The following is a 22954-nucleotide window of genomic DNA, read 5'->3' on the forward strand; positions in this document are numbered from 1 at the left end:
GCGCTGCCTCCTGGCTCGTTTGAGCCCACACGACCATGACCATCATCGTAACCGGCGCTGCCGGCTTTATCGGCAGCAACCTCGTCAAGGGCCTGAACGAGCGTGGCGACGACAATGTCGTCGCCGTCGACAACCTGACGCGCGCCGACAAGTTCCACAACCTCGTCGACTGCGAGATCCGCGACTACCTCGACAAGAGCGAGTTTCTCGAGCGCTTCAAGCGCGGGGAGTTCGGCAAGGTACGTGCGGTGTTCCATGAGGGAGCCTGCTCCGACACCATGGAGACCGACGGCCGCTACATGATGGAGAACAATTTCCGCTACACGCAGGCGCTGATGGATGCCTGCCTGGAGCAGGGCACGCAGTTCCTCTACGCCTCGTCGGCGGCCACCTATGGCGCCTCGCAGGTGTTCAAGGAAGAGCGCCAATACGAGAAGCCGCTGAACGTCTACGGCTACTCGAAGTTCCTGTTCGACCAGGTGGTGCGGCGCAAGCTGCCGTCCGCGTTGTCGCAGATCGTGGGCTTTCGCTACTTCAACGTGTATGGCCCGCGCGAAGCGCACAAGGGCCGCATGGCCTCGGTGGCGTTCCACAATTTCAACCAGTTCCGCGCCGATGGCACGGTGAAGCTGTTTGGCGAGTATGGCGGCTATGTGCCGGGTGGCCACACCCGCGACTTCATCTCGGTGGAAGACGTGGTGAAGGTCAACCTGTTCTTCCTGGAGCATCCGGACAAGTCGGGCATTTTCAACCTCGGCACCGGCCGCGCGCAACCGTTCAACGACATCGCCGCGACCGTCGTCAACACGCTGCGCGAGGCCGACGGCCGGCCCCCTCTGACGCTCGACGAGATGGTGCAGGAGGGGCTGGTCGAATACATCAAGTTCCCCGACGCGCTGCGCGGCAAGTACCAGTGCTACACCCAGTCCGATGTCTCGCGCCTGCGTGGCGCCGGGTACAAGGATGCTTTCTACACCGTGGAAGAAGGCGTATCGCGCTACTGCCGCTGGCTGCTGCAGAACAAGGGCTGAGGTCGCAAAAACACGCGCGCCAAGGCGCCTTTTGTACGCCTTTCGCGCGTTGTGGAGACACCTCGGTAGCGTTGAGGTGAACTTTTGTTGCGGGGTGCGCCAAGCCGGCTGCGCGCTCCTATCCTGCGTGTTGCTTCGTCCAGCCAGGGCGAAGCGACCTTCATCAACGGATAGGAGAAACTCCCATGTTCAAGCCAACTCTGACGCGCGCGTCCAGGCAGGTCCTGCTGGCCGCCGCCGTCTGGTTCTCGCTCTCGGGCGCCGCGTTTGCGGCGGTCGATGTGAATACCGCCGATGAGGCCGCGCTGGTGTCGCTCAAGGGCATCGGGCCGGCCACGGCCAGCACCATTGTCAGCGAACGCAGCCGGGGTGGTCCCTTCAAGGATGCCGCGGATCTCGCCGATCGGGTCAAGGGCCTGGGGCAGAAATCCGTCGTGCGCTTGCAGGAGGCCGGCATGACCATCGGCGCCGGCGGCGCCGCGGCGCCGAAGGCCACGGTGGCTGCGGCGGCCCCGGCCAAGAAGGACGCCAAGACGGAGAAGCCGCCGGCCAAGGCCGTTCGCTAAGGCTGCCGCGGGCGTGCTGCGTGGCGCTCGCATCCAGGCTATCCGATCGTCGAAGCCCCGGCCGAGCCCGGGGCTTTTTGCCGCTCGTGCACCAGCACGAGGCTTCGGCGCTGGTATGGCTCGTGCTAATGCCCTGTGGCTTATCACGAATGCGGCCGCGCGGTATCATGCGGACGCTGTTGCGGCCCGAGCCGGCTGCGTGGCCAACAAAATCCAAGATCGCGCCGGACCTGCCCGCATACGGGACGGCCAGGCCAATAAAAAGGGAGCTGGACAATGGGAAATAACGAGGACGCGGGATTCCTGCCCAAGTGGCGGCTAAAGACCCACGGCGTGATTGCGCCCGATGAGCGCCTGCCCGCCGGCCAGACCCTGCTGGCAGGTATCCAGCACGTGGTGGCGATGTTCGGCTCGACCGCGATCGCACCGATCCTGATGGGCTTCAATCCCAATATCGCCATCCTGTTTTCCGGCATCGGCACGCTGATCTTCTTCCTGTGCGTGCGCGGCAGGGTGCCCAGCTACCTGGGCTCCAGCTTTGCCTTCATCGCGGTGGTGATCGCGGCGACCGGCTACGCCGGCAGCGGCCCCAACCCGAATATCCCGGTGGCGCTCGGCGGCATCATCGCCGCTGGCGTGTTGTACCTGCTGATCGGGCTGGTGGTGCAGGCGGTGGGGTATCGCTGGGTGGAGCGGCTGATGCCGCCGGTGGTGACGGGTGCCATCGTCGCGGCCATCGGCCTGAACCTCGCGCCGGTGGCGGTCAAGGCCGTGAGCGGTGCGGCCTTGGATACCTGGGTCGGGCTGGCGACCGTGCTGGCCGTGGGCGTGGTGGCGGTGCATGCGCCGGGCATGCTGCGTCGGCTGCCGGTACTGGTGGGCGGGCTGTTCGGCTACGTGCTGTACTACGTTTGCACCAACGGGCTGGGCATGGGCAAAGGCATCGATTTCTCCGGTGTGGCCGCCGCGGCCTGGTTCGGGCTGCCGGTCTTCTCCACGCCGGTGTTCCAGGCCAGCGCCATGCTGCTGATCGCGCCGGTGGCCATCGTGCTGGTGGCGGAGAACCTCGGGCACATCAAGGCCATCAGCGTGATGACCGGCCGCAATCTCGATCCCTATATCGGCCGCGCCTTCATCGGCGACGGCATTGCCACCATCATTTCCGCCGGCGGCGGCGGCACGGGCGTGACCACTTATGCCGAGAACATGGGCGTGATGGCGGTGACCAAGATCTACTCCACGCTGATCTTCGTGGTGGCGGCGGCGGTGGCGCTGGTGCTGGGCTTTTCGCCCAAGTTCGGTGCGTTGATCCTGACCATCCCCGGCCCGGTGATCGGTGGCCTGACCATTGTGGTGTTCGGCCTGATCGCCGCCACTGCCGGGCGTATCTGGGTGCAGAACAAGGTCGACTTCTCCAGTTCGCGCAACCTGATCACGGTCGGCGCCACGCTGACCGTGGCGGCTGGCGACCTGACCCTGAAGCTGGGCGGCATGACGCTGGGCGGCATCGGTACCGCTACGTTTGGCGCAATTTTGCTGTACCACGTGCTGGGCAGCGGCAAGGCCGAAGCCGAAGCCGAAGCCTGACACGCCGCGTCGGCAACGCGGGATTTGCGACTGGATTACAATGTCCGCCGACATTGGAATCCCGCTCACCATGGCCTACAAGACGATTGAAGACACCATCGGCAATACGCCGCTGGTGCAACTGCAGCGCATCCCCGGCGCCGCCGGCGCCCCGCGCGGCAACGTAATCCTCGGCAAGCTCGAGGGCAACAACCCGGCGGGCTCGGTCAAGGACCGGCCGGCGGTCTCGATGATTGCCCGCGCCGAATCGCGCGGGCGCATCAAGCCGGGCGATACGCTGATCGAGGCTACCTCGGGCAATACCGGCATCGCGCTGGCCATGGCAGCCGCCATCCGCGGCTACAAGATGGTGCTGATCATGCCGGAAGACCTGAGCATGGAGCGCCGCCAGAGCATGGCGGCCTACGGCGCGGAGATCATCCTGACACCGGTCAAGGGCGGCATGGAATACGCGCGTGACCTCGCGGACTCCATGGAGCGCGACGGCCGCGGCGTGATCCTGGACCAGTTCGCCAACCCGGACAATCCGCTGGCGCATTACGAGACCACCGGCCCGGAAATCTGGCGCGACACCGAAGGACGCATTACTCACTTCGTCTCTGCCATGGGCACCACGGGCACCATTACCGGTGTCTCGCGCTACCTGAAGGAACAGAACGCAGGGATCCAGATCGTGGGCGCGCAGCCGGCCGAAGGCTCGCGTATTCCCGGCATTCGCAAGTGGCCCGAGGCGTACATGCCGAAGATCTACAATCCGAAATTCATTGACCGTACCGAGCCTGTCAGCCAGGGCGATGCCGAGCACATGGCACGTCGCATGGCGCGCGAGGAAGGAATCTTCTGCGGCATCTCGGCTGCCGGCGCGCTGTGCGTCGCGCTGCGTATCGCCGAGGAAGTGGAGAATGCCACCCTCGTGTTCGTGGTGTGCGATCGCGGTGATCGCTACCTTTCGACCGGAGTGTTCCCGGCCTGATGCTGCCTTGCCCCCGCGCATTGAAAAAGCCCCCGCGAGCTCAGTCTTGCGGGGGCTTTTTGCTTATCGCGCTGCGGATACCGGCTCAGCCCATCGCTGCCTTGACCGCCTCGCCCAGCTGGTACACGGCCAGCGCGTAGAAGAAGCTGCGGTTGTAGCGCGTCAGTACATAGAAGTTGCGCAGGCCGAGCATGTAGTCGGTGGTTTCGCCGGGCGTGGGCAGGTCCACCACCAGCACGCCGGTTTCGCCTTCGCGTGCCGGGTCGATCGGCTCGTCCACGCGCAGGCCGGCCTTGAGCAACTGGTTGAGCGTGCGGGTGGGCCATGGCTCGCCATCCGCTGCAGCGGCGGCGATGCCGCGGCTGCCCTCGTCGGCGGCGATGCGCCAGACCACCGGGCGGCCCGGTTCCCAGCCGTGCAGCTGCAGGAAACGCGCCACGCTGCCGATCGCATCGGTGGCGCTGCCGCGCAGGTCGATGCGGCCGTCGCCGTCGTAGTCGATGGCGTATTCGCGCAGGCTTGTGGGCATGAACTGCGGAATGCCCACGGCGCCCGCGAAGGAGCCCAGCACCGAGAACACATCGGTGTTGGTGTCGCGGCACCACAGCAGGTAGTCGGCCAGCTGGTTGCGGAACAGCGTGGTGCGCGCTTCGCGGTTGGGCACGTCGGGATAATCGAAGGCCAGCGTGGAGAGCGAGTCGATGACGCGGAAGGTACCCATGTCGCGGCCATAGATGGTCTCGACACCGATGATGCCGACAATCACCGAGGCCGGCACGCCGAACTCGGCTTCCGCACGGCGCAGTGTTTCGCGATTTTGCTGCCAGAAGCGCACGCCCGCGTTGATGCGGATCGGCTCGATGAAGCGCGAGCGGTAGGTGCGCCAGCTTTTGCGGCCCGGCGTGGCGGGCGGCATGATCAGGCGCACCACCGTGGATGAATACACGGCCTGGCCGAACCAGCTTTCCAGCGTCTGGCGGGCAAAGCCGTGGCGTGCCACCATCTCATCGATGAAGGCGCGGCTCTTGGGATTGTCACGGTAGCGGCCCGGCTCGATTTCTTCTTCGCGCATGCTCACGCGGCGCTTGCCGGCGGCAAGCAGGGCGGGGGAGACGCCGCACAAGCTCAATGCGGCAGCGGAAAGCGCGGCGCCCAGAAGCGGGCGACGCAGGGAGCGCTGGGAGTCGGTCATGGTGTCCTTTGCAAGTCGCTGCGAGTATAGCGGATGGTGCCCGCGCGGCAGCTCGCTGGGTGGCTGGCGCGGCATGTGCTAACGTAACGAATGGAGACCACGATTAAAGCAATAAGACATGCCCACAGGCTATTACACGCATCCCGAGTTCCTGCTGCATGAGATGGGGCCTTTCCATCCGGAATGCCCTGAGCGCCTGCAGGCCATTGAGGATCACCTGATCTCGCACGGCATGGATGGCCTGCTTGACCGGCGCGAGGCGAGCGCCGCCACCGCCGAGCAGATCGGGCGCGTGCATCTTGCGCAGTACACCGCCTCGCTGGCCGCGGCCAGCCCTGCCAGCGGCTACCACCCGATCGATCCCGATACCCTGATGAACCCGCACACGCTCGCCGCCGCCGCCCACGCGGCAGGCGCCGCGGTGGCTGCCACCGATGCGGTGATGGCGGGCGAGATCGAGAATGCGTTCTGCTGCGTGCGCCCGCCGGGCCATCATGCCGAGCCGGACCGGGCCATGGGTTTCTGCTTCTACAACAACGTGGCGATCGCCGCGCGTCATGCGCTCGCCGCGCACGGGCTGGAGCGTGTGGCCATCGTCGATTTCGACGTGCACCACGGCAATGGCACCGAAGCCGCTTTCCGTGGCGACGCCCAGGTGCTGATGTGCAGCTTCTTTCAGCATCCGTTTTATCCCTACAGCGGCACCGAGCACATTGCCACCAATATGTCGAACATCCCGCTGCCGGCCTATACCAACGGCCTGGCGGTGCGCGAAGTGGTGGAGACGATCTGGCTGCCGCGCCTGAACGAGTTCAAGCCGCAGATGTTGTTTATCTCGGCCGGCTTCGACGCCCATCGCGAGGATGACCTCGGGCAGATGGGGCTGGTCGAGCAGGACTATGCCTGGATCACCGCCCAACTGGTCGACGTCGCGCGCGTCCATGCAAAGGGACGCATCGTCAGTTGCCTGGAAGGCGGCTATAACCTGAGCGCGCTGAGCCGTAGCGTGTATGCGCACCTCAAGGTGCTGCTAGAACGATAGGAGGCCCTGGCATGGCTGAAACCGATAACCGCCCCGTGACCTCGCTGGTGAACGAAAGCCTCGACGCCCCGGGCGTGCTGCGCCTGACGATGAACCGCCCGGAAGCGTTCAACGCGCTGTCAGAGGACCTGCTGGATGCGCTGTCCGCGGCGTTTGCCCGCGCCGGCGCCGATACCTCGGTTCGCGTGGTGGTGCTGGCCGCCGCCGGCCGCGCGTTCTGCGCGGGACATGATCTGCGCGAGATGCGCGCCAGCCCGTCGCACGACTACTATCGCCGCCTGTTCGACCGCTGCACCCGCATGATGATGGCGATGCAGAAGATGCCGCAGCCGGTGATTGCGCGCGTGCAGGGCATTGCCACGGCGGCCGGCTGCCAGCTGGTGGCGATGTGCGACCTGGCGGTGGCCGCCGATGTGGCTCGCTTTGCGGTATCGGGTGTCAACCTTGGCCTGTTCTGCGCCACTCCGGGCGTGGCGCTGTCGCGCAACCTGTCGCGCAAGCATGCCATGGAGATGCTGCTGACCGGCGACATGATCGACGCGTTGCAAGCCCGCGACCGCGGGCTGGTCAACCGCGTGGTGCCCGCCGATGCCCTTGACGCCGAGGTTGCACGCCTGGCGGCCAGCATCTGCGCCAAGCCGGCCGCCGCCGTGACCGCCGGCAAGGGCCTGTTCTACCGCCAGCTGGAGATGGGCATCGAAGCGGCCTATCAGCTCGCCGGGCAGACCATGGCTTGCAACATGATGGATCCGACGGCGCTGGAAGGCGTCCAGGCCTTCCTCGACAAGCGTCCGCCCTCGTGGAGTGATACTTAAATCGCTTTTTGGTGGTTTTTGTTGGGCTATATGCCCCTGGCGTATAAAGACATCGGCAAAAAGTCGTTTCTGGTATGAAGCGGATCGCTTAAAATGCGCGCTTCGCCCAAAAAAATAAAATGCGGCAACAGTGCTAGAGACAAACTCGCCTGTTGCCGTTTTCTTTTCACATGATCGAATTGCAAGGTCTTTCGCAGCGCTTCCCCGGCGGGTCGGGTGAGGTGCATGCGCTGCGGGACGTCAACCTGTCGATTGCGGCAGGTGAGGTCTTCGGCATCATCGGCCGCAGCGGCGCTGGCAAGAGCACGCTGGTGCGCGCCATCAACCTGCTTAACCGCCCTAGCGCCGGCCGCGTCTTCGTTGCCGGCCAGGAACTGACCGTGCTCGACAGCGGCGCGTTGCGCCGGGCACGCCGCGACATCGGCATGATCTTCCAGCATTTCAACCTGCTGTCGTCGCGTACCGTTTTTGATAACGTGGCGCTGCCGCTGGAGCTGGCCGGAAAATCCCGCAGCGAGATCTCCGACACGGTGCTGCCGCTGCTGGAACTGGTCGGCCTGACGGCGCTCAAGGATCGCTATCCCGCCCAGATCAGCGGCGGGCAGAAGCAGCGCGTGGGGATTGCACGTGCATTGGCCAGCAAGCCCAAGGTGCTGCTGTCGGACGAGGCCACTTCCGCCCTCGATCCGGAGACCACGCGCTCCATCCTGGAACTGCTCAAGCAGATCAACCGCGAGCTGGGCCTGACCATTGTCATGATCACGCACCAGATGGAAGTGATCAAACAGGTCTGCGACCGCGTGGCCGTGCTCGAAGCTGGCCAGGTGGTGGAAACCGGCCGGGTGATCGACGTCTTCCTGCGTCCGCAGCATGCGGTCACGCGCGCCATGATCGGCGACGTGATCGCGCAGGAACTGCCGCAAAGCGTGCTCAAGCGCGTGGAGAGCCGCCTCGGCAACGGGCGCGACCACGTCTATCGCCTGGCCTTCACCGGCGCGGGCGTGGACCAGCCGGTGCTGGCCCAGGCGATTCGCCGCTACGGGCTGGACTTCAATATCCTGCACGGGCATATCGACGAAATCCAGGGTCAGGCCTTCGGCTCGCTGGCCATCATGGCCACAGGCGACCTGGCCGACGTGAAGGCGGCAATGGAGTATCTGCAACAAGAAGGCGTGGTGGTGGAGGAGATCGAGCATGTGGTCTGAAATGTTTGACCTGTTCCTGACCTCGTTCAACGAGACGCTGCTGATGGTGAGCATCTCGGGCGTGGTTGGCGCGCTGTTTGGCGTGCCGCTGGGCGTGCTGCTGCACCTGACCAACCGCGGCGGCGTGCTGTCGCACCCGCTGTTCAACCGCACCATCGGCGTGGTGGTCAACGCCGTGCGCTCGATCCCCTTCATCATCCTGCTGGTGGTGGTGATTCCGTTCACGCGCTTTATCGTGGGCTCGTCGATCGGCACGACCGCAGCCGTGGTGCCGCTGACCATCGCCGCGATCCCGTTTATCGCGCGCCTGGTGGAAAGCGCGCTGCGCGAAGTCGACAAAGGCCTGGTCGAGGCCGCCCAGTCGATGGGTGCGAGCACCGGCCAGATCGTGATGAAGGTGCTGCTGCCCGAGGCCATGCCCGGCATCGTGGCCGGCCTGACCATCACCTTTGTCAGCCTGGTGGGCTACTCGGCCATGGCCGGCGCCATTGGCGGCGGCGGCCTGGGCGACCTCGGCATCCGCTACGGCTATCAGCGCTACATCACCGAGGTGATGGTGGCGGTGGTGCTGATCCTGATCGTCTTCGTACAAGCGGTGCAAAGCTTCGGCGACTGGCTGGTGCGGCGCATCAGCCATAAGTAACAAGTCGGCCCGGCGATCCGCCCGGCCATCTGCAAAGACATAGAGCCATCGAGAAAAAGGAAGTCAACATGCAACGTCGTAACTTGCTGCAATGGATTGTCGGCGCCGCCCTGGGTGCCACGCTGGCCACTGGCGCCGTGGCGCAGGAAAAGCCGATCAAGATCGGCGTCACCGGCGGCCCGCACGCCCAGATCATGGAGCAGGTGAAGAAGGTCGCGGCCAAGGACGGCCTGAATATCCAGCTGGTGGAGTTCAGTGACTATGTCCAGCCGAATGCCGCGCTGGCCGCTGGCGACCTGGACGCCAACAGCTACCAGCACCTGCCGTACCTGGAAGCGCAGATCAAGGACCGTGGCTACAAGTTCACCCACGTCGCCTTCACCGTGACCTTCCCGATGGGGGTGTACTCCAAGAAGATCAAGTCGCTCGACCAGATCAAGGACGGCGCGCGCGTTGGCGTGCCGAACGACCCCACCAATGGCGGCCGTGGCCTGCTGTTGCTGCAAAGCAAGGGCTTGATCAAGCTGCGCCCGGATGCTGGCCTGAAGGCCACGCCGCTGGACATCGTCTCCAATCCGAAAAAGATCCGAATCGTCGAACTGGACGCCGCGCAGCTCCCGCGTTCGCTGGATGACCTGGACGCCGCCGCCATCAATGGCAACTACGCTGAATCCGCCGGCCTGTCGCCCACCAAGGACGCGATTGCCATGGAAGGCCCCAAGGGTCCCTATGCCAACCTGATCGCCATCCGCGAAGCCGACAAGAACAAGCCCTGGGTAGCCAAGCTGGTCAAGGCCTATCATTCGCCGGAGATCAAGCAGTACGTCCAGAGCACCTTCAAGGATTCGGTGATTACCGCCTGGTAAGTTTGAAAAAACCCTCAAAAACCGTGTGCCGCAGGGCATCCTGCGGCACAATACGGCGAGGTTTTCACATTGCCGGGCTATGCCCGGCAATTCTTTACCGATAAAATAGTACGACCGTTCGAAAAATAAGAGTGCCACCCACCCGGTGGTTATAATGGCGGGCGAACCAAATTTCTGACTATCGACTATCAGTGGAGTGAGCGCATGAAAGTACTCGTCGCAGTCAAGCGCGTGGTGGATTACAACGTCAAGGTCCGGGTGAAGTCGGACGGCACGGGCGTGGATCTGGCTAACGTCAAGATGAGCATGAACCCGTTTGACGAAATCGCCGTGGAAGAAGCGGTGCGCCTGCGGGAAGCCGGGGTGGTCACCGAGGTGATCGCCGTGTCCTGCGGCGTGACCCAGTGCCAGGAAACCCTGCGTACGGCGATGGCCATTGGTGCCGACCGCGGCATCCTGGTGGAATCGAACGAAGACCTCCAGCCGCTGGCCGTGGCCAAGCTGCTCAAGGCCCTGGTCGACAAGGAACAGCCGCAACTGGTGATCCTGGGCAAGCAGGCCATCGACGACGACTCCAACCAGACCGGCCAGATGCTGGCTGCGCTGGCGGGCCTGCCGCAAGCTACCTTCGCCTCGAAGGTGGTGGTGGCCGATGGCCGCGCATCGGTGACGCGTGAAGTGGATGGCGGCCTGGAGACCCTGTCGCTCAAGCTGCCGGCGGTGGTGACCACCGACCTGCGCCTGAACGAGCCGCGTTATGTCACGCTGCCGAACATCATGAAGGCCAAGAAGAAGCCGCTCGACATCGTCAAGCCGGAAGATCTCGGCGTGGATGTGGCGCCGCGTCTGAAGACCGTCAAGGTCGTTGAGCCGCCCAAGCGTAGCGCGGGTGTGATGGTGCCGGACGTTGCGACGCTGGTGCAAAAGCTGAAGAACGAAGCCAAGGTCATCTGAGCGCGCCAGGAGATAAAACATGACTGCACTCGTTATTGCTGAACACGACAACCAATCCATCAAGGCCGCCACGCTGAACACCGTGACGGCAGCCGCCCAGTGCGGCGGCGATGTCCACGTGCTGGTGGCCGGCGCCAACGCCGCCGCTGCTGCCGCTGCCGCCGCGAAGATCGCCGGCGTGTCCAAGGTGCTGCTGGCCGACGCGCCGCAGTTCGCCGACGGCCTGGCTGAAAACGTGGCCGAGCAAGTGCTGGCCATCGCCAGCGACTACAGCCACATCCTGGCGCCCGCATCGGCCTACGGCAAGAACATCCTGCCGCGCGTCGCGGCCAAGCTGGACGTAGCCCAGCTGTCGGACATCACCAAGGTCGACAGCCCGGACACGTTCGAGCGCCCGATCTACGCCGGCAACGCGATCTCGATCGTTCAATCGTCGGACAAGGTCAAGGTCATCACCGTGCGCGGTACCGGCTTTGACGCTGCCGCAGCCGAAGGTGGTTCGGCCGCCGTGGAAAACCTGCCCGCCGTGGCCGACGCTGGCATCTCGCAATTCGTTTCGCGCGAAGTCACCAAGAGCGACCGCCCCGAGCTGACCGCCGCCAAGATCATCGTGTCCGGTGGCCGTGGCGTGGGTTCCGGTGAGAACTACACCAAGGTGCTGACGCCGCTGGCCGACAAGCTGAACGCCGCGATGGGCGCGTCCCGCGCTGCTGTCGACGCCGGCTTCGTGCCCAACGATTACCAGGTCGGCCAGACCGGCAAGATCGTTGCGCCGCAGCTGTACATCGCCGTCGGCATCTCCGGCGCGATCCAGCATCTGGCCGGCATGAAGGACTCCAAGGTGATCGTCGCGATCAACAAGGATGCCGAAGCCCCGATTTTCTCGGTGGCCGACTACGGCCTGGTTGGCGATCTGAACACCGTCGTGCCCGAACTGGTGGCGGCGCTGGGCTGATCCCCACTGCCCGGCACGGCGTTTGACGCGCCGGGCTCGATCAGGAAGTACTAGCCGTTCCGGGCCCGCCCGAGAACGGCTTTTTTATACATACCGGAGACATCGATGACCTACCGTGCCCCGCTCAAGGACATGCTGTTCGTGATGAACGAACTGGCTGATCTTGACGCAGTCAGCAAGCTGCCCGGCTTCGAGGACGCCACACCGGAGACGGCGCAGGCGGTGCTCGACGAGGCAGCCAAATTCAACGAACAAGTGGTGGCGCCGCTCAACCGCATTGGCGACACCGATCCGAGCAGCTGGAAGGACGGCGTGGTTACCACCACGCCCGGTTTCAAGGACGCGTTCCGCCAGTTTGGCGAAGGTGGCTGGCAGGGCGTGCTGCATCCGCAGGAATTCGGCGGCCAGGGCTTGCCCAAGTTGATCGCTACCGCCTGCAACGAGATGCTGAACACGGCGAACCTGTCGTTCGCGCTGTGCCCGCTGCTGACAGACGGCGCCATCGAAGCCCTGCTGACCGCGGGCAGCGACGCGCAGAAGGCCACCTTCCTGCCCAAGCTGATCTCCGGCGAATGGACCGGCACCATGAACCTGACCGAGCCGCAGGCCGGTTCGGACCTGGCCGCCGTGCGCACGCGCGCCGAGCCGCAGGGCGACGGTACCTACAAGGTGTTCGGCACCAAGATCTTCATCACCTACGGTGAGCACGACATGGCGCAGAACATCGTCCATCTCGTGCTGGCGCGCACGCCCACGGCACCCGAGGGCGTCAAGGGCATTTCGCTGTTCATCGTGCCCAAGTTCCTGGTGAATGAGGATGGTTCGCTGGGCGCGCGCAATGATGCGCACTGCGTGTCGATCGAGCACAAGCTGGGCATCAAGGCCAGCCCCACAGCCGTGCTGCAGTTCGGCGACCACGGTGGCGCCATCGGCACGCTGGTCGGCGAGGAAAACCGCGGCCTGGAATACATGTTCATCATGATGAACTCGGCGCGCTTCTCGGTCGGCATGCAAGGCATCGCCGTGTCGGAGCGGGCCTACCAGCAGGCTGTGAATTTTGCCCGCGAGCGCGTGCAAAGCCGTCCGGTCGATGGTTCCGCGCGCGAGGCTGTGGCCATCATCCATCACCCGGACGTCAAGCGCATGCTGATGACCATGCGCTCGCTGATCGAAGGCGCGCGCGCGGTAGCGTATGTGGCCGCGGCCGCGTGCGACACGGCGCACCAGCATGCCGACGACGCGGTGCGCAAGCAAAGCCAGGCGTTCTACGAGTTCATGGTGCCCATCGTCAAGGGCTGGAGCACCGAGTTGTCCATCGATGTGACCAGCCTCGGCGTGCAGGTGCACGGCGGCATGGGCTTCATCGAGGAGACCGGTGCGGCCCAGCATTATCGCGACGCCCGCATCCTGCCGATCTACGAAGGCACGACCGCGATCCAGGCGAACGACCTCGTCGGCCGCAAGACGCTGCGCGATGGTGGCGCGGTGGCCCGTGCGATCTGCACGCAGATCGCCGAGACCGAGGCGGCGCTGGGCAAGCATGGTGGCGCGGCATTCAGCGCGGTGCAGGCGCAACTGGCCAAGGGACGCGCCGCGCTGGAGACCGTGGTGGCGTTCGTCGTGGCCAATGCCAAGTCGGACCCGAATGCGGTGTTTGCCGGCAGCGTGCCTTACCTGAAGCTCTGCGGCATCGTGTTTTCGGGCTGGCAGCTTGGCCGGGCAATGCTCGCGGCGGACGCGAAGCGTGCCGAGGATCCGTCCTTCCACGACGCCAAGATCTCGACGGCGCATTTCTTCGCGGAGCACATCCTGTCGCAGGCATCGGGTTTGCGCGATGCCATCGTGGCGGGCGCGGCGCCGGTCAATGCGTTGAGCGAAGCGCAGTTCTGAGATCTTCCTGGTCCAGGCAAGAAAAAGGCGACCCGCGGGTCGCCTTTTTTACTTCCTCGAAACCGATGCGCGGATCAGGCCGCTGCGTGGCGCGGGGCGGAGTGCGTTCTTGCTGGCTTGAGATAGCGAGCCACCGAGAGATCGTCTGCGCGGATCGCCGGCGAGGTGCCGGACACCAGGTCAGACAGCAGCTTGCCCGAGCCGCAGGCCATGGTCCAGCCCAACGTGCCATGGCCGGTATTGAGCCACAGGCCCTTGACCTGCGTGGGGCCGACGATGGGCGTGCCATCCGGCGTCATCGGGCGCAGGCCGGTCCAGAAGCTGGCGCGGCTGACATCGCCCGCGCCCGGGAACAGATCCGTGACCACATGCTCCAGGGTGCGGCGCTTGGCCGGGTCGAGCGTGCGGTCGTAGCCCACGATCTGCGCCATGCCGCCCACGCGGATGCGATCGTCGAAGCGGGTAATCGCCACCTTGAAGGTTTCGTCGAGCACCGTGGAAACGGGGCTGCGCTCCGCATTGATCATCGGCACCGTGAGCGAGAATCCCTTGAGCGGGTATACCGGGAGGTTCGACAGGCCCGGCAGGAAGTTCTTCACGAACGGTGTCGACCAGCTGCCCAACGCCACCACGACCAGATCGGCCGTGACAGGCTCGCCGCCAACCATGGCGCCGGTAACGGCATCGCCCTTGGTCAGCAGCCCGTCGATGGAGCGGTTGTATTGGAACCGTACGCCCAGGCCTTCGGCCATGGCGGCGAGTTGCCGGGTGAACAGCTGGCAGTCGCCGGTTTCATCGTTGGGTAGCCGCAGGCCGCCGGTCAGCTTGTGGCTGACGGCGGCCAGGGCCGGTTCGCTGGCGGCGAGTTCCTCGCGCGATAGCAACTGGTAGGGCACGCCGGCTTGTTCCAGCACGGCAATGTCCTTGGCGGCACCGTCGAGCTGCTCGGCGGTGCGGAAGAGTTGCAGCGTGCCTTGCTGGCGGCCTTCGTAGGCGATGCCGGTATCGGCGCGCAGGGCGACGATGCAGTCGCGGCTGTACTCGGCCAGGCGCACCATGCGTTCCTTGTTGACGGCATAGCGCTCGGCGCTGCAGTTCATCAGCATCTGCCACATCCATTGCAGCTGGAACAGCGTGCCGTCCGGTTTGATGGACAGCGGTGCGTGCTCCTGGAACATCCACTTGATGGCTTTGAGCGGCACGCCTGGTGCGGCCCAGGGCGACGCGTAGCCCGGGGAGATCTGGCCGGCGTTGGCGAAGCTGGTCCCCAGCGCGGGCGCGGCCTCCCGGTCGATCACGGTGACCTCATGGCCGGCACGGGCCAGGTACCAGGCGCTGGTAACGCCAATTACGCCACTGCCAAGAACGAGAACGCGCATAGTCGGGGGCTCGCAACCAAGAAATAGAAGGGATAGAGTATTTACATCTATACTATTTAAATCTTGGCAGTCATAGTTATTGTAATTTGCAGAGAAACAGGAATAACTAATGAGAACGAGTCGTCAGCCCGTGCGCAGCCTGGACCGGCTGGATCGGAAGATTCTGGCCATGCTCCAGGCGGACGGGCGTATGTCGATGAAGGAACTGGCGGAAGCGGTCGGCCTGACCATCACGCCATGCATCGAGCGGGTCAAGCGCATGGAGCGTGACGGCGTCATCATGGGCTACTACGCGCGCCTGAATCCCGCACTGCTCGGCAGCGGCTTGCTGGTGTTTGTCGAGATATCGCTGGGCAACAAGTCCGGAAATATGTTCGAGCAGTTCCGCCGCGAGGTGTCGCGCATCCCTGAGGTGCTGGAGTGCCATCTGGTCTCGGGCGATTTCGACTACCTGATCAAGGCGCGGATCCGCGAGATCGGCGAATACCGCCGCCTGCTGGGCGACATCCTGCTGCAGTTGCCGGGCGCCGCGCAGTCCAAGAGCTACGTGGTGATGGAAGAGATCAAGGAAACGCTGGCGATCGCGGTCGACGAGAAGGCGCCGCATGCCTGAAGCCGCGCGGTCCTGCGCATCCGGTCTAGAACAGCGACAACTGTGGCGTGGCGCTCGCCCGGGAGAAATGCTCGGTGGTGAGCGGGTGGCGCTCAGCATTGAGCCCGAAGCGCTGGCAGGCCAGCTTGAAGCGCTTGCGCAGCAGTTCGGCAAAGATGCCGGTGCCGGTCATGCGCGTGCCGAACCGCGAGTCGTAGGCTTGCCCCCCGCGCATCTGCGCGACCAGGCTTTCGACGTGCCGGGCGCGCAGCGGATGGTAGGTGGCCAGCCACTCCGAGAACAGCTGCTCCACCTCGCGCGGCAGGCGCAGCAGGATATACGCCGCGGTTTTCGCGCCGGCCTTGGCGCCGGCTTCAAGGATGGATTCCATCTCCGGATCGGTCAGGCTTGGAATGACCGGCGCCACCATCACCCCCACTGGAATGCCGGCCTCGCTCAGCGAAGCGATCGCGGCCAGGCGGCGCGCCGGCGCGCTCGCGCGGGGCTCCAGCGTGCGGGCGATCTCGTTCCTGAGCGACGTGACCGACATATGGACCCGGACCAGGTTCTTGGCCGCCATGCGCTGCAGGATGTCGATGTCGCGCGTGACTACGCCCGATTTGGTCGTGATGGCCACCGGATGGTTGAATCGCTCCAGCACTTCCAGGATGCCGCGCGTGATCTTGAGATCCCGCTCGATGGGCTGGTAGGGGTCTGTATTGGCCCCCAGCGCGATTACCGTCGGTACGTAGTTGCGGTGAGCCAGTTCGGCCTCGAGCAAGGCGGCGGCGTTGTCTTTTGCGTACAGGCGGGTTTCGAAGTCGAGGCCCGGCGAAAGCCCCAGATAGGCATGGCTGGGCCGGGCATAGCAATAGATACAGCCATGCTCGCACCCGCGGTACGGATTGATGGACGCGTCGAACGGCAGGTCTGGCGACTGGTTGCGCGAGACAATGCGTTTGGCTTTTTCCGTGAAGACAATGGTCTGGATTTGGGGTGTCTCTGGCTCATCGAAGGCTTGGGACTCGTCGGCGACCCGTTCGCGGGTCCAGGCGTCGAACCGGCTGACGCCGTTCGAGCGCGCCGCCCGGCCTTTCAGCGGGCTGGAGGAAGGTGGTCGGGTCGGCACGTTGGCGGTCCTGCGGCTACGGTTTGTACTGTATATTTATACAGTACTTCGCATAGCCCGCCAAGCGGTGTTTAAAGCGGTGCTTATTTTGGGACGGGAGGCGTGGCCTCGGGGCTATCCCAGTAGGGTGGGGAGCCGAAGCGCGCAGCAAAGAAATCGATAAACGCGTGCGTCTTCGCGGGCACCTGGCGGCGGCTGGGATAGACCGCCCAGATCGACACGGCCGGCAGCACCGGGTAATCGGCGAGCACGCGGACCAGCGCGCCGCTGCGCAGGTAAGGGCCAACATCCCAGGTCGACTTCAGCGCCAGCCCCATGCCAGCCAGGATCGCATCCCGGATGACTTCGCCGTTGTCCGTGCGCAGGTTGCCGGCGACCGCTACCGCTGTCTTGCCCAGCGCCGTGTCGAACTGCCAGGAGGACTGGTCGCCCAGCACGATGCAATTGTGGTGGCGCAACTCTTCCGGATGCCGGGGCGTGCCGTGCGCGGCAAGGTAGCCAGGCGAGGCGCAAACGGCGCGATGGCTCGGGGCCAGGGGGCGTGCCACCAGGGATGAGTCCGGCAACGCGCCCATGCGCAATGCCACGTCGACGCCGGCCTCGACCAGGCCGATCACCTGGTCGGTCAGGCGCAGGTCCAGCGTCAGGCCAGGGTAGGCGGCGAGGAAGTCAGGGATGGCCGGCGAGACGTGCTGGCGGCCAAAAGAGGCGGGCACCGTGACCCGCAGCTGCCCCTGGGGCGCCTGCGCGCCGCGGCCCACCGATTGCGCGGCCTGGCCGGCCGTGTCGAGCAATTGCGCGGCATGTTCGAGGAAGCGTTCGCCTTCGCCGGTCAGGGAGAGGCGGCGCGTGGTCCGGTGCAGCAGCCGCGTGCCGAGCTGCTGCTCGAGCTGCGCCAGGCGGCTGCTGGCCGAGGAGGTGGACAAGCCGAGATCGCGCGCCGCGGCCGAGAGGTTGCCCAGCGACGCTGCGCGCACGAACACGGCGATGTCCAGCAGGTCGAAGTGCATCGGCGCTGGGGGCTGAGCCTGGGACCCGGGGCTTACTGCGACAAGGCGCGCGCGGCTTCGACCTGGGATTCGAAGAATGTCTGAAAACTGATGGCCAGGCCCGCCATCAACAGGCCGGTGCCGATCAGCAGGGACAGGATGACCAGGATCACGACGGGCCAGCCCGAACGGGTTGGCGTGCCATGCGGGTTGAAGCGGGCATCCCATTTGTCGTCGGGGCGCAGGCCATACACGATGGCCGCCAGGAAGGCGCTGATCACCGACGTGCCGCCGGCAATGGCAAAGGTCCAGTTCAGGGCCGGCGAGCCGGCGCCCGTCTGCATCGACATGACGCCGATGACCCCGGCGAGTGCCGCCAGCAGGTGCGCCCAGGCAAATTTATCGCGCAAGCCGCCCAGGTAGAAGCGATGCAGGCCCACGGTGCCGAGCAGGAAGGCCAGTGCGACCGTGACCAGTTTGGATTTGCCCTGAAGCGGCTTGGGGGCGGCGGTGGCTGAAACTTGGGTAGCGGCGGGCATGGGGCGACAGCTAGGTTAATGGCCGGCAGGGGCGGTCGGCCGGCGCAAATCAGGTGAGTGCCAGCCAGGCTGGCGCCGGCGCTCATTGTACGCTGGCATCTACCGTGGGCGGACACCGGCGGAGCCGGGTAGGAAGCTTTGCGGGTCGGACGAGGATGCCCGCGAGAGTTCGTTTCGCGGCATATCGTCGAGGAGGGGAGCAAGTAGACAGCAGCGCGTGATTGCCGCGGGCACGGCAATCAGCCGGCGGAGACTGTGAGGAGGCGGGGGCTGGCTTGCCTAGCGGCCGCCGTCTCGTCCGCGCGCTTGCCAGCCCGGGCCCATGCCGGAGCCGCGCTGCTCGCCGCGCCCGTTGTCGCCTTGCATATTGCGATCCGACTGCCGGTTGCGTTCATCGTCGCGTTCCTGTGGAGGCAAGGGGCGGCCATTCAGGCGGTCATCGGCGCGCGCGCGGGCTTCCATGCGTTCGATCTGGGCCCGCACATGGTCTTGCCGTTCCGCGCGTACACTCGCCATTTCCCATGCGCCGTGGCCTGGCGCATTGCTCACAATCCGGCCTTCGGGCCGGCTATGTTGCCAAAACGCGACCTGTGCATGGCTGACAGCATTGAGGCCGAGCAAGGAAACGGCCAACAGGAAGCCAGCCACCGAGTCGCGCAGGAGGGTGCGGGGGAGCATGCGGAATCCCAGTATCCTGTCGCGTGGTGAGGTTGTTCAAGGTATGGGTTCATGGTACGCACGCGTCTTCGGCGCGCCTATGCTAAAGCCGTTACCGGTGTAACGGATTGTTTCTCCAACGTCCCGGGAGACGGGCTGTATCCGGCGCGCGGAAAGGGTTCAAGGCGCGTAGCGGATGCGATAGACCGCGCCCGCCATGTCGTCGCTGACCAGCAGCGAACCGTCCGGGGCAACCTGGACATCGACAGGCCGGCCCCAGGGTTTGTCTCCCTGCAGCCAGCCTTGTGCGAACACCTCTTGGCGCACCACCTGGCCGCGCTCGTTCAGCACCACCCGGACGACGCGGTAGCCGACCGGCTTGGTTCGGTTCCAGCTGCCGTGCTCGGCAATGAAAATGCTATTGCGGTATTCGGCGGGGAATTGCGTGCCGGTATAAAAGCGCATGCCGAGCGCGGCGACATGCGCGCCCAGCTTTGCGGCTGGCGGCTCGAACTCGGAGCAGGCGCGCTGCTTGCCGAACTCAGGGTCGGCGACGCTGCCGGCGTGGCAGTACGGGTAGCCGAAATGCTGGCCCGGCCGGGTCAGGCGGTTGAGCTCGTCGTCGGGCACATCGTCCCCCAACATGTCGCGCCCGTTGTCGGTGAACCAGAGCTGGCGGGTGGCCGGGTGCCAGTCAAAGCCTACCGAATTGCGCACCCCCTTGGCCACGACCTGCAAGTCGGTGCCGTCCGGCTTCATCTTCATGATGTTGGCGTAACGGTTTTCGTCGGGCGCGCAGATATTGCAGGGCGCGCCGACCGGCACATATAGATAGCCATCCGGACCAAAGGCGATAAACTTCCACCCGTGATGCGTCTCGGAGGGAAAGCGATCGCTTACCACGACGGGTTTGGGCGGGTTGTCCAGGCGGGCGTCGATATCATCCAGCCGGACGATCCGCGAAGTCGAGGAGGCGTACAGCGCGCCGTCGCGGAAGGCCACACCCACCGGCATGGTCAGGCCGGTGGCGACAGTCTTCACCTTCGGGGCGGGCGCCAGCGGGTTGCGGATCGCATACACCTTGCCTTCGCCGCGAGTGCCGATGAAGAGCGTGCCTTCCGGCGACAGGGTCATGCCACGCGCTTCCGGTACCTCCGCGCTCAGCAATTCGATGCGAAAGCCTGGCGGCAGATGGATCTGATCCAGCGGCAGGCCGGCGTTGGCATCCGGGCTGAACCAGATCGTGGCCACGAACGCCGCGAAAGTGCTCGCGAGCAGGGTCCGGAAGCTGCGAATGTGAAGGTGAAACCGCATGGCGAGCTCTCCTGTCGGGCTTTTCGCCACGATGCCTGTGGCCGGGTGTCGAGTCAATCGCTCTAAGTGTTTGTTTGGCCTCGGAATTTGGTCTATACTCTTGCGTTTCGTGTTCGAACATCAAGTTTTCTGAGGAATCAAACCCATGGTCGTAATCCGTCTGGCTCGCGGTGGCAGCAAGAAGCGCCCCTTCTTCAATATCGTCGCTGCTGACTCGCGTAATCGTCGCGATGGCCGTTTCATCGAGCGTATTGGTTTCTACAACCCCCTGGCTTCGGCAAGCGAAGAAGGCCTGCGTCTGGTGCAAGACCGCCTGACGTACTGGACCGGCGTTGGCGCCCAGCTGTCGCCGACGGTTGCCCGTCTGGTCAAGCAAAACGCCGCCAAGGCTGCAGCCTGATTGTTGTGACGCGCGTTTCGCGACGCGTGGCAAACGACACGTGACAGAACGCAAGCAAGGCGCCCCGGCGCGGCGGCCGCTCAATGTGCCGCTCGAGCCCTCGGCCCGGCGCGAGGCCGGTGAGCAGGAAAAGCCCAGTCTGAAGCGCGGTGCAACCGGGTTGCCGGCTGCGCTGGCGTATACCGATAAGCTGCCGGACGACCTGATCGAGGTCGGTTATATCGGTGCGGCTTATGGGATACGCGGCTGGATCAAGGTCCAGCCGCATGCCGACGATGCAAGCGCGCTGTTGCACGCGCGCCGCTGGTGGCTGCTGAAGCCGCCGCCAACCGGCCTGGTTGGCGCGGCAGATGCCGTGGCCTCCGAGGCCTTGTGCGTGAAGATCGTGCAGTCCCGCGAGCACAGCGGTACCGTAGTGGCCCAGGCGAGCGGCGTGTCCGAGCGCAACCACTCGGAGGCGCTCAAGGGTCGCCGTGTCTGGATTCGTCGCGAGGATTTCCCCGCGCCGGATGAGAATGAATTCTACTGGGTCGATCTGATTGGCTGCGCCGTGTTCAATGAACAGGGTGAGTCACTGGGCGAAGTGTCCGGGCTGATCGACAACGGTGCGCACCAGATCCTGCAGGTGGCGCATGCCTTGCCCGATGGCAAGGCGGGTGAGCGCCTGATTCCCTTTGTCGACGCATTCCTGCGCTCGGTCGATATCTCGGCCCGGCGCGTGGTGGTGGACTGGGGCCTGGATTACTGAGCGCCCCGAGCTGGTGAAGGCAAGGGCGCTTGGCCGGCGATAGCCGGTGGGCGAGTGGTGGGCAAGTAAAGGGAGAGGCGGATGCAGTTCGACGTGATCACGCTGTTTCCCGAGATGTTCCGCGCGCTGACCGACTGGGGCATTACCAGCCGGGCGGCAAAGCAGCAGCGCTACACGCTGCGCACCTGGAATCCACGCGACTTCACCAGCGACAACTACCGTACCATCGACGATCGCCCCTATGGCGGCGGCCCTGGCATGGTGATGCTGGCCAAGCCGTTGGAAGATGCCATCGATGCGGCGTGTTCCGCCCAGCAGGCGGCCCAGGCCAAGCCGGAGGGCCAGGAGGCGCCGGTGCGGCCGCACGTAGTGCTGATGTCGCCGCAAGGCGCGCCGCTGACGCATCAAAAGGTGATGTCACTGGCACAGCGTCCCGGCCTGGTGATGCTGTGCGGACGCTACGAAGCGATTGACCAGCGGTTGATCGAGCGGCGGGTCGATGAGGAAATCAGCCTCGGCGATTTCGTGCTGTCTGGTGGCGAGTTGCCGGCCATGGCCGTGATCGACGCGGTGGTCAGGCATTTGCCGGGTGTGTTGGGCGATGCCCAGTCGGCGGTTCAGGACAGCTTCGTCAACGGGCTGCTGGATTGTCCGCACTACACGCGGCCGGAAGAATATGAAGGTGTGCGGGTGCCCGATATCTTGCTCGGGGGCCATCATGCCGAGATCGAGAAGTGGCGGCGCCAGCAGGCGCTGGCAAATACTGCGAAGAAGCGCCCCGATCTGATCGAGGCAGCGCGCAGTCAAGGGTTGCTGAGCCGGGTCGACGAGAAATTCCTGTCGACATGGCTGGTGAAAGAAGGGCGGGAGCTCGCTCCCGCCAAGTGAAACCCCATCCTCTGCCGGGGCCCAGGCCATGCCTGGGGCATACAACGTCGGCATGATGGACAAGGAGAAGAAACGATGAACATCATCGAGCTGATCGAGAAAGACGAAATCGCGCGTCTGACCGCGAACAAGACCATCCCCGCATTCGCACCCGGCGACACCGTGATCGTCAGCGTGAACGTGGTGGAAGGTAACCGCAAGCGCGTCCAGGCTTATGAAGGCGTCGTGATTGCCAAGCGCAATCGTGGCCTGAATTCGTCCTTCATCGTGCGCAAGATCTCGTCGGGTGAAGGCGTGGAACGTACGTTCCAGCTGTACTCGCCGCTGATCGCAGCGATCGAAGTGAAGCGCCGTGGTGACGTCCGCCGCGCCAAGCTGTACTACCTGCGTCAGCGTTCGGGCAAGTCCGCGCGGATCAAGGAAAAGCTGGCATACAAGTCGGCACCGGCCAAGGCTGCTGCCAAGGCTGCTGCTGCTCAGTAAGCCGCCAGTCGTCTCGATCGGCTTGCCGGTCGAGACTGCGCAAAAAGGGCACCTTCGGGTGCCCTTTTTGCATTTCCGCATGCCGCGTTTGCCGCGTCGCAGCACAAACGGTTTGGC

General features: G+C 64.9%; 24 protein-coding genes. 17 read left to right on the plus strand and 7 right to left on the minus strand.

Annotation, left to right across the window (positions count from 1 at the left end):
* The first annotated feature begins 35 nt into the window (after positions 1–35).
* The 4 genes from rfaD (at position 36) to cysM (ending at position 4157) form a co-directional block, all read left to right on the plus strand.
* Positions 36–1031, plus strand: coding sequence for an ADP-glyceromanno-heptose 6-epimerase (gene rfaD / locus ACX12D_RS04760; protein ID WP_441640763.1), 996 nt, complete (start codon positions 36–38; stop codon positions 1029–1031).
* A 185-nt stretch (positions 1032–1216) separates the two neighbouring features.
* Entirely contained in the window at positions 1217–1597 is a 381-nt protein-coding gene (locus ACX12D_RS04765; protein WP_441640764.1) for a ComEA family DNA-binding protein, read from the plus strand.
* A gap of 276 nt (positions 1598–1873) precedes the next feature.
* Positions 1874–3184: a solute carrier family 23 protein gene (locus tag ACX12D_RS04770; RefSeq protein WP_459373116.1), complete on the plus strand. Its 1311-nt coding sequence runs from the start codon at positions 1874–1876 to the stop codon at positions 3182–3184.
* Between the two features lie 70 nt (positions 3185–3254).
* Entirely contained in the window at positions 3255–4157 is a 903-nt protein-coding gene (cysM, locus tag ACX12D_RS04775; protein WP_459373931.1) for a cysteine synthase CysM, read from the plus strand.
* Positions 4158–4242: 85 nt separating this feature from the next.
* Here the strand turns inward: cysM and mltB are convergent, their stop codons facing one another.
* On the minus strand, positions 4243–5349 hold the full coding sequence (gene mltB, locus ACX12D_RS04780) for a lytic murein transglycosylase B (protein ID WP_459373117.1): 1107 nt from the start codon (positions 5347–5349) through the stop codon (positions 4243–4245).
* Between the two features lie 118 nt (positions 5350–5467).
* Between mltB and ACX12D_RS04785 the strand changes: the two genes are divergently transcribed.
* The 8 genes from ACX12D_RS04785 (at position 5468) to ACX12D_RS04820 (ending at position 13719) form a co-directional block, all read left to right on the plus strand.
* Positions 5468–6391 (plus strand): histone deacetylase family protein, encoded by a 924-nt coding sequence (locus ACX12D_RS04785; protein ID WP_459373118.1) that lies wholly within the window; start codon positions 5468–5470, stop codon positions 6389–6391.
* 11 nt (positions 6392–6402) lie between these two features.
* Positions 6403–7206 carry an enoyl-CoA hydratase gene (locus tag ACX12D_RS04790; protein WP_459373119.1) on the plus strand — a complete coding sequence of 268 codons (804 nt, stop codon included), beginning with the start codon at positions 6403–6405 and terminating at the stop codon, positions 7204–7206.
* Positions 7207–7376: 170 nt separating this feature from the next.
* Positions 7377–8411 carry a methionine ABC transporter ATP-binding protein gene (locus tag ACX12D_RS04795; protein WP_459373120.1) on the plus strand — a complete coding sequence of 345 codons (1035 nt, stop codon included), beginning with the start codon at positions 7377–7379 and terminating at the stop codon, positions 8409–8411.
* Entirely contained in the window at positions 8401–9054 is a 654-nt protein-coding gene (locus ACX12D_RS04800; RefSeq protein WP_043344505.1) for a methionine ABC transporter permease, read from the plus strand. Before ACX12D_RS04795 ends, ACX12D_RS04800 begins: the two co-directional genes overlap by 11 nt.
* A gap of 68 nt (positions 9055–9122) precedes the next feature.
* Positions 9123–9920 carry a MetQ/NlpA family ABC transporter substrate-binding protein gene (locus tag ACX12D_RS04805; RefSeq protein ID WP_459373121.1) on the plus strand — a complete coding sequence of 266 codons (798 nt, stop codon included), beginning with the start codon at positions 9123–9125 and terminating at the stop codon, positions 9918–9920.
* Between the two features lie 204 nt (positions 9921–10124).
* Positions 10125–10874 carry an electron transfer flavoprotein subunit beta/FixA family protein gene (locus ACX12D_RS04810; protein WP_006158397.1) on the plus strand — a complete coding sequence of 250 codons (750 nt, stop codon included), beginning with the start codon at positions 10125–10127 and terminating at the stop codon, positions 10872–10874.
* A 19-nt stretch (positions 10875–10893) separates the two neighbouring features.
* Positions 10894–11829, plus strand: a complete 936-nt coding sequence (locus ACX12D_RS04815) for an electron transfer flavoprotein subunit alpha/FixB family protein (protein WP_174423155.1) — start codon at positions 10894–10896, stop codon at positions 11827–11829.
* A 105-nt stretch (positions 11830–11934) separates the two neighbouring features.
* Positions 11935–13719 carry an acyl-CoA dehydrogenase gene (locus ACX12D_RS04820; RefSeq protein WP_459373122.1) on the plus strand — a complete coding sequence of 595 codons (1785 nt, stop codon included), beginning with the start codon at positions 11935–11937 and terminating at the stop codon, positions 13717–13719.
* 74 nt (positions 13720–13793) lie between these two features.
* On the opposite strand, the gene ACX12D_RS04825 is transcribed toward ACX12D_RS04820, so the two are convergent.
* Complete coding sequence (locus tag ACX12D_RS04825) at positions 13794–15098, minus strand: D-amino acid dehydrogenase (RefSeq protein ID WP_459373123.1); 1305 nt, start codon at positions 15096–15098, stop codon at positions 13794–13796.
* 109 nt (positions 15099–15207) lie between these two features.
* On the opposite strand from ACX12D_RS04825, the gene ACX12D_RS04830 reads away from it, so the two are divergent.
* A complete protein-coding gene (locus tag ACX12D_RS04830) occupies positions 15208–15711 on the plus strand; it encodes an Lrp/AsnC ligand binding domain-containing protein (RefSeq protein ID WP_441639446.1) in 504 nt (167 codons plus the stop codon).
* A gap of 25 nt (positions 15712–15736) precedes the next feature.
* Here the strand turns inward: ACX12D_RS04830 and ACX12D_RS04835 are convergent, their stop codons facing one another.
* From ACX12D_RS04835 to ACX12D_RS04855, 5 genes are all read right to left on the minus strand, one after another.
* The gene (locus ACX12D_RS04835) at positions 15737–16819 is read right to left on the minus strand and encodes a PA0069 family radical SAM protein (RefSeq protein WP_459373124.1); all 1083 of its coding nucleotides are present in this window, start codon (positions 16817–16819) and stop codon (positions 15737–15739) included.
* 83 nt (positions 16820–16902) lie between these two features.
* Positions 16903–17829 (minus strand): LysR family transcriptional regulator, encoded by a 927-nt coding sequence (locus ACX12D_RS04840; RefSeq protein WP_459373125.1) that lies wholly within the window; start codon positions 17827–17829, stop codon positions 16903–16905.
* 32 nt (positions 17830–17861) lie between these two features.
* Complete coding sequence (locus tag ACX12D_RS04845; protein WP_459373126.1) at positions 17862–18347, minus strand: NINE protein; 486 nt, start codon at positions 18345–18347, stop codon at positions 17862–17864.
* Between the two features lie 279 nt (positions 18348–18626).
* Positions 18627–19025: a hypothetical protein gene (locus tag ACX12D_RS04850; RefSeq protein WP_459373127.1), complete on the minus strand. Its 399-nt coding sequence runs from the start codon at positions 19023–19025 to the stop codon at positions 18627–18629.
* Positions 19026–19184: 159 nt separating this feature from the next.
* On the minus strand, positions 19185–20318 hold the full coding sequence (locus tag ACX12D_RS04855) for a PQQ-dependent sugar dehydrogenase (RefSeq protein ID WP_459373128.1): 1134 nt from the start codon (positions 20316–20318) through the stop codon (positions 19185–19187).
* Between the two features lie 145 nt (positions 20319–20463).
* On the opposite strand from ACX12D_RS04855, the gene rpsP reads away from it, so the two are divergent.
* The 4 genes from rpsP to rplS all read left to right on the plus strand — a co-directional run bounded on the left by rpsP (position 20464) and on the right by rplS (position 22837).
* Positions 20464–20718 (plus strand): 30S ribosomal protein S16, encoded by a 255-nt coding sequence (gene rpsP / locus ACX12D_RS04860; protein ID WP_043344523.1) that lies wholly within the window; start codon positions 20464–20466, stop codon positions 20716–20718.
* Between the two features lie 139 nt (positions 20719–20857).
* Entirely contained in the window at positions 20858–21466 is a 609-nt protein-coding gene (rimM, locus tag ACX12D_RS04865) for a ribosome maturation factor RimM (RefSeq protein WP_459373933.1), read from the plus strand.
* An 81-nt stretch (positions 21467–21547) separates the two neighbouring features.
* On the plus strand, positions 21548–22354 hold the full coding sequence (gene trmD, locus ACX12D_RS04870; RefSeq protein ID WP_459373129.1) for a tRNA (guanosine(37)-N1)-methyltransferase TrmD: 807 nt from the start codon (positions 21548–21550) through the stop codon (positions 22352–22354).
* A 75-nt stretch (positions 22355–22429) separates the two neighbouring features.
* Positions 22430–22837: a 50S ribosomal protein L19 gene (rplS, locus tag ACX12D_RS04875; RefSeq protein ID WP_150986317.1), complete on the plus strand. Its 408-nt coding sequence runs from the start codon at positions 22430–22432 to the stop codon at positions 22835–22837.
* The last annotated feature ends 117 nt before the right edge of the window (positions 22838–22954 follow it).

The organism is Cupriavidus sp. PET2-C1, assembly GCF_054515855.1.

Excerpts from the sequence above, each read along its gene's own strand:
- rfaD (WP_441640763.1), top strand. The coding sequence starts at position 36 with ATGACCATCATCGTAACCGGCGCTGCCGGCTTTATCGGCAGCAACCTC.
- ACX12D_RS04765 (WP_441640764.1), top strand. The coding sequence starts at position 1,217 with ATGTTCAAGCCAACTCTGACGCGCGCGTCCAGGCAGGTCCTGCTGGCC.
- ACX12D_RS04770 (WP_459373116.1), top strand. The coding sequence starts at position 1,874 with ATGGGAAATAACGAGGACGCGGGATTCCTGCCCAAGTGGCGGCTAAAG.
- cysM (WP_459373931.1), top strand. The coding sequence starts at position 3,255 with ATGGCCTACAAGACGATTGAAGACACCATCGGCAATACGCCGCTGGTG.
- mltB (WP_459373117.1), bottom strand. The coding sequence starts at position 5,349 with ATGACCGACTCCCAGCGCTCCCTGCGTCGCCCGCTTCTGGGCGCCGCG.
- ACX12D_RS04785 (WP_459373118.1), top strand. The coding sequence starts at position 5,468 with ATGCCCACAGGCTATTACACGCATCCCGAGTTCCTGCTGCATGAGATG.
- ACX12D_RS04790 (WP_459373119.1), top strand. The coding sequence starts at position 6,403 with ATGGCTGAAACCGATAACCGCCCCGTGACCTCGCTGGTGAACGAAAGC.
- ACX12D_RS04795 (WP_459373120.1), top strand. The coding sequence starts at position 7,377 with ATGATCGAATTGCAAGGTCTTTCGCAGCGCTTCCCCGGCGGGTCGGGT.
- ACX12D_RS04800 (WP_043344505.1), top strand. The coding sequence starts at position 8,401 with ATGTGGTCTGAAATGTTTGACCTGTTCCTGACCTCGTTCAACGAGACG.
- ACX12D_RS04805 (WP_459373121.1), top strand. The coding sequence starts at position 9,123 with ATGCAACGTCGTAACTTGCTGCAATGGATTGTCGGCGCCGCCCTGGGT.
- ACX12D_RS04810 (WP_006158397.1), top strand. The coding sequence starts at position 10,125 with ATGAAAGTACTCGTCGCAGTCAAGCGCGTGGTGGATTACAACGTCAAG.
- ACX12D_RS04815 (WP_174423155.1), top strand. The coding sequence starts at position 10,894 with ATGACTGCACTCGTTATTGCTGAACACGACAACCAATCCATCAAGGCC.
- ACX12D_RS04820 (WP_459373122.1), top strand. The coding sequence starts at position 11,935 with ATGACCTACCGTGCCCCGCTCAAGGACATGCTGTTCGTGATGAACGAA.
- ACX12D_RS04825 (WP_459373123.1), bottom strand. The coding sequence starts at position 15,098 with ATGCGCGTTCTCGTTCTTGGCAGTGGCGTAATTGGCGTTACCAGCGCC.
- ACX12D_RS04830 (WP_441639446.1), top strand. The coding sequence starts at position 15,208 with ATGAGAACGAGTCGTCAGCCCGTGCGCAGCCTGGACCGGCTGGATCGG.
- ACX12D_RS04840 (WP_459373125.1), bottom strand. The coding sequence starts at position 17,829 with ATGCACTTCGACCTGCTGGACATCGCCGTGTTCGTGCGCGCAGCGTCG.
- ACX12D_RS04845 (WP_459373126.1), bottom strand. The coding sequence starts at position 18,347 with ATGCCCGCCGCTACCCAAGTTTCAGCCACCGCCGCCCCCAAGCCGCTT.
- ACX12D_RS04850 (WP_459373127.1), bottom strand. The coding sequence starts at position 19,025 with ATGCTCCCCCGCACCCTCCTGCGCGACTCGGTGGCTGGCTTCCTGTTG.
- ACX12D_RS04855 (WP_459373128.1), bottom strand. The coding sequence starts at position 20,318 with ATGCGGTTTCACCTTCACATTCGCAGCTTCCGGACCCTGCTCGCGAGC.
- rpsP (WP_043344523.1), top strand. The coding sequence starts at position 20,464 with ATGGTCGTAATCCGTCTGGCTCGCGGTGGCAGCAAGAAGCGCCCCTTC.
- trmD (WP_459373129.1), top strand. The coding sequence starts at position 21,548 with ATGCAGTTCGACGTGATCACGCTGTTTCCCGAGATGTTCCGCGCGCTG.
- rplS (WP_150986317.1), top strand. The coding sequence starts at position 22,430 with ATGAACATCATCGAGCTGATCGAGAAAGACGAAATCGCGCGTCTGACC.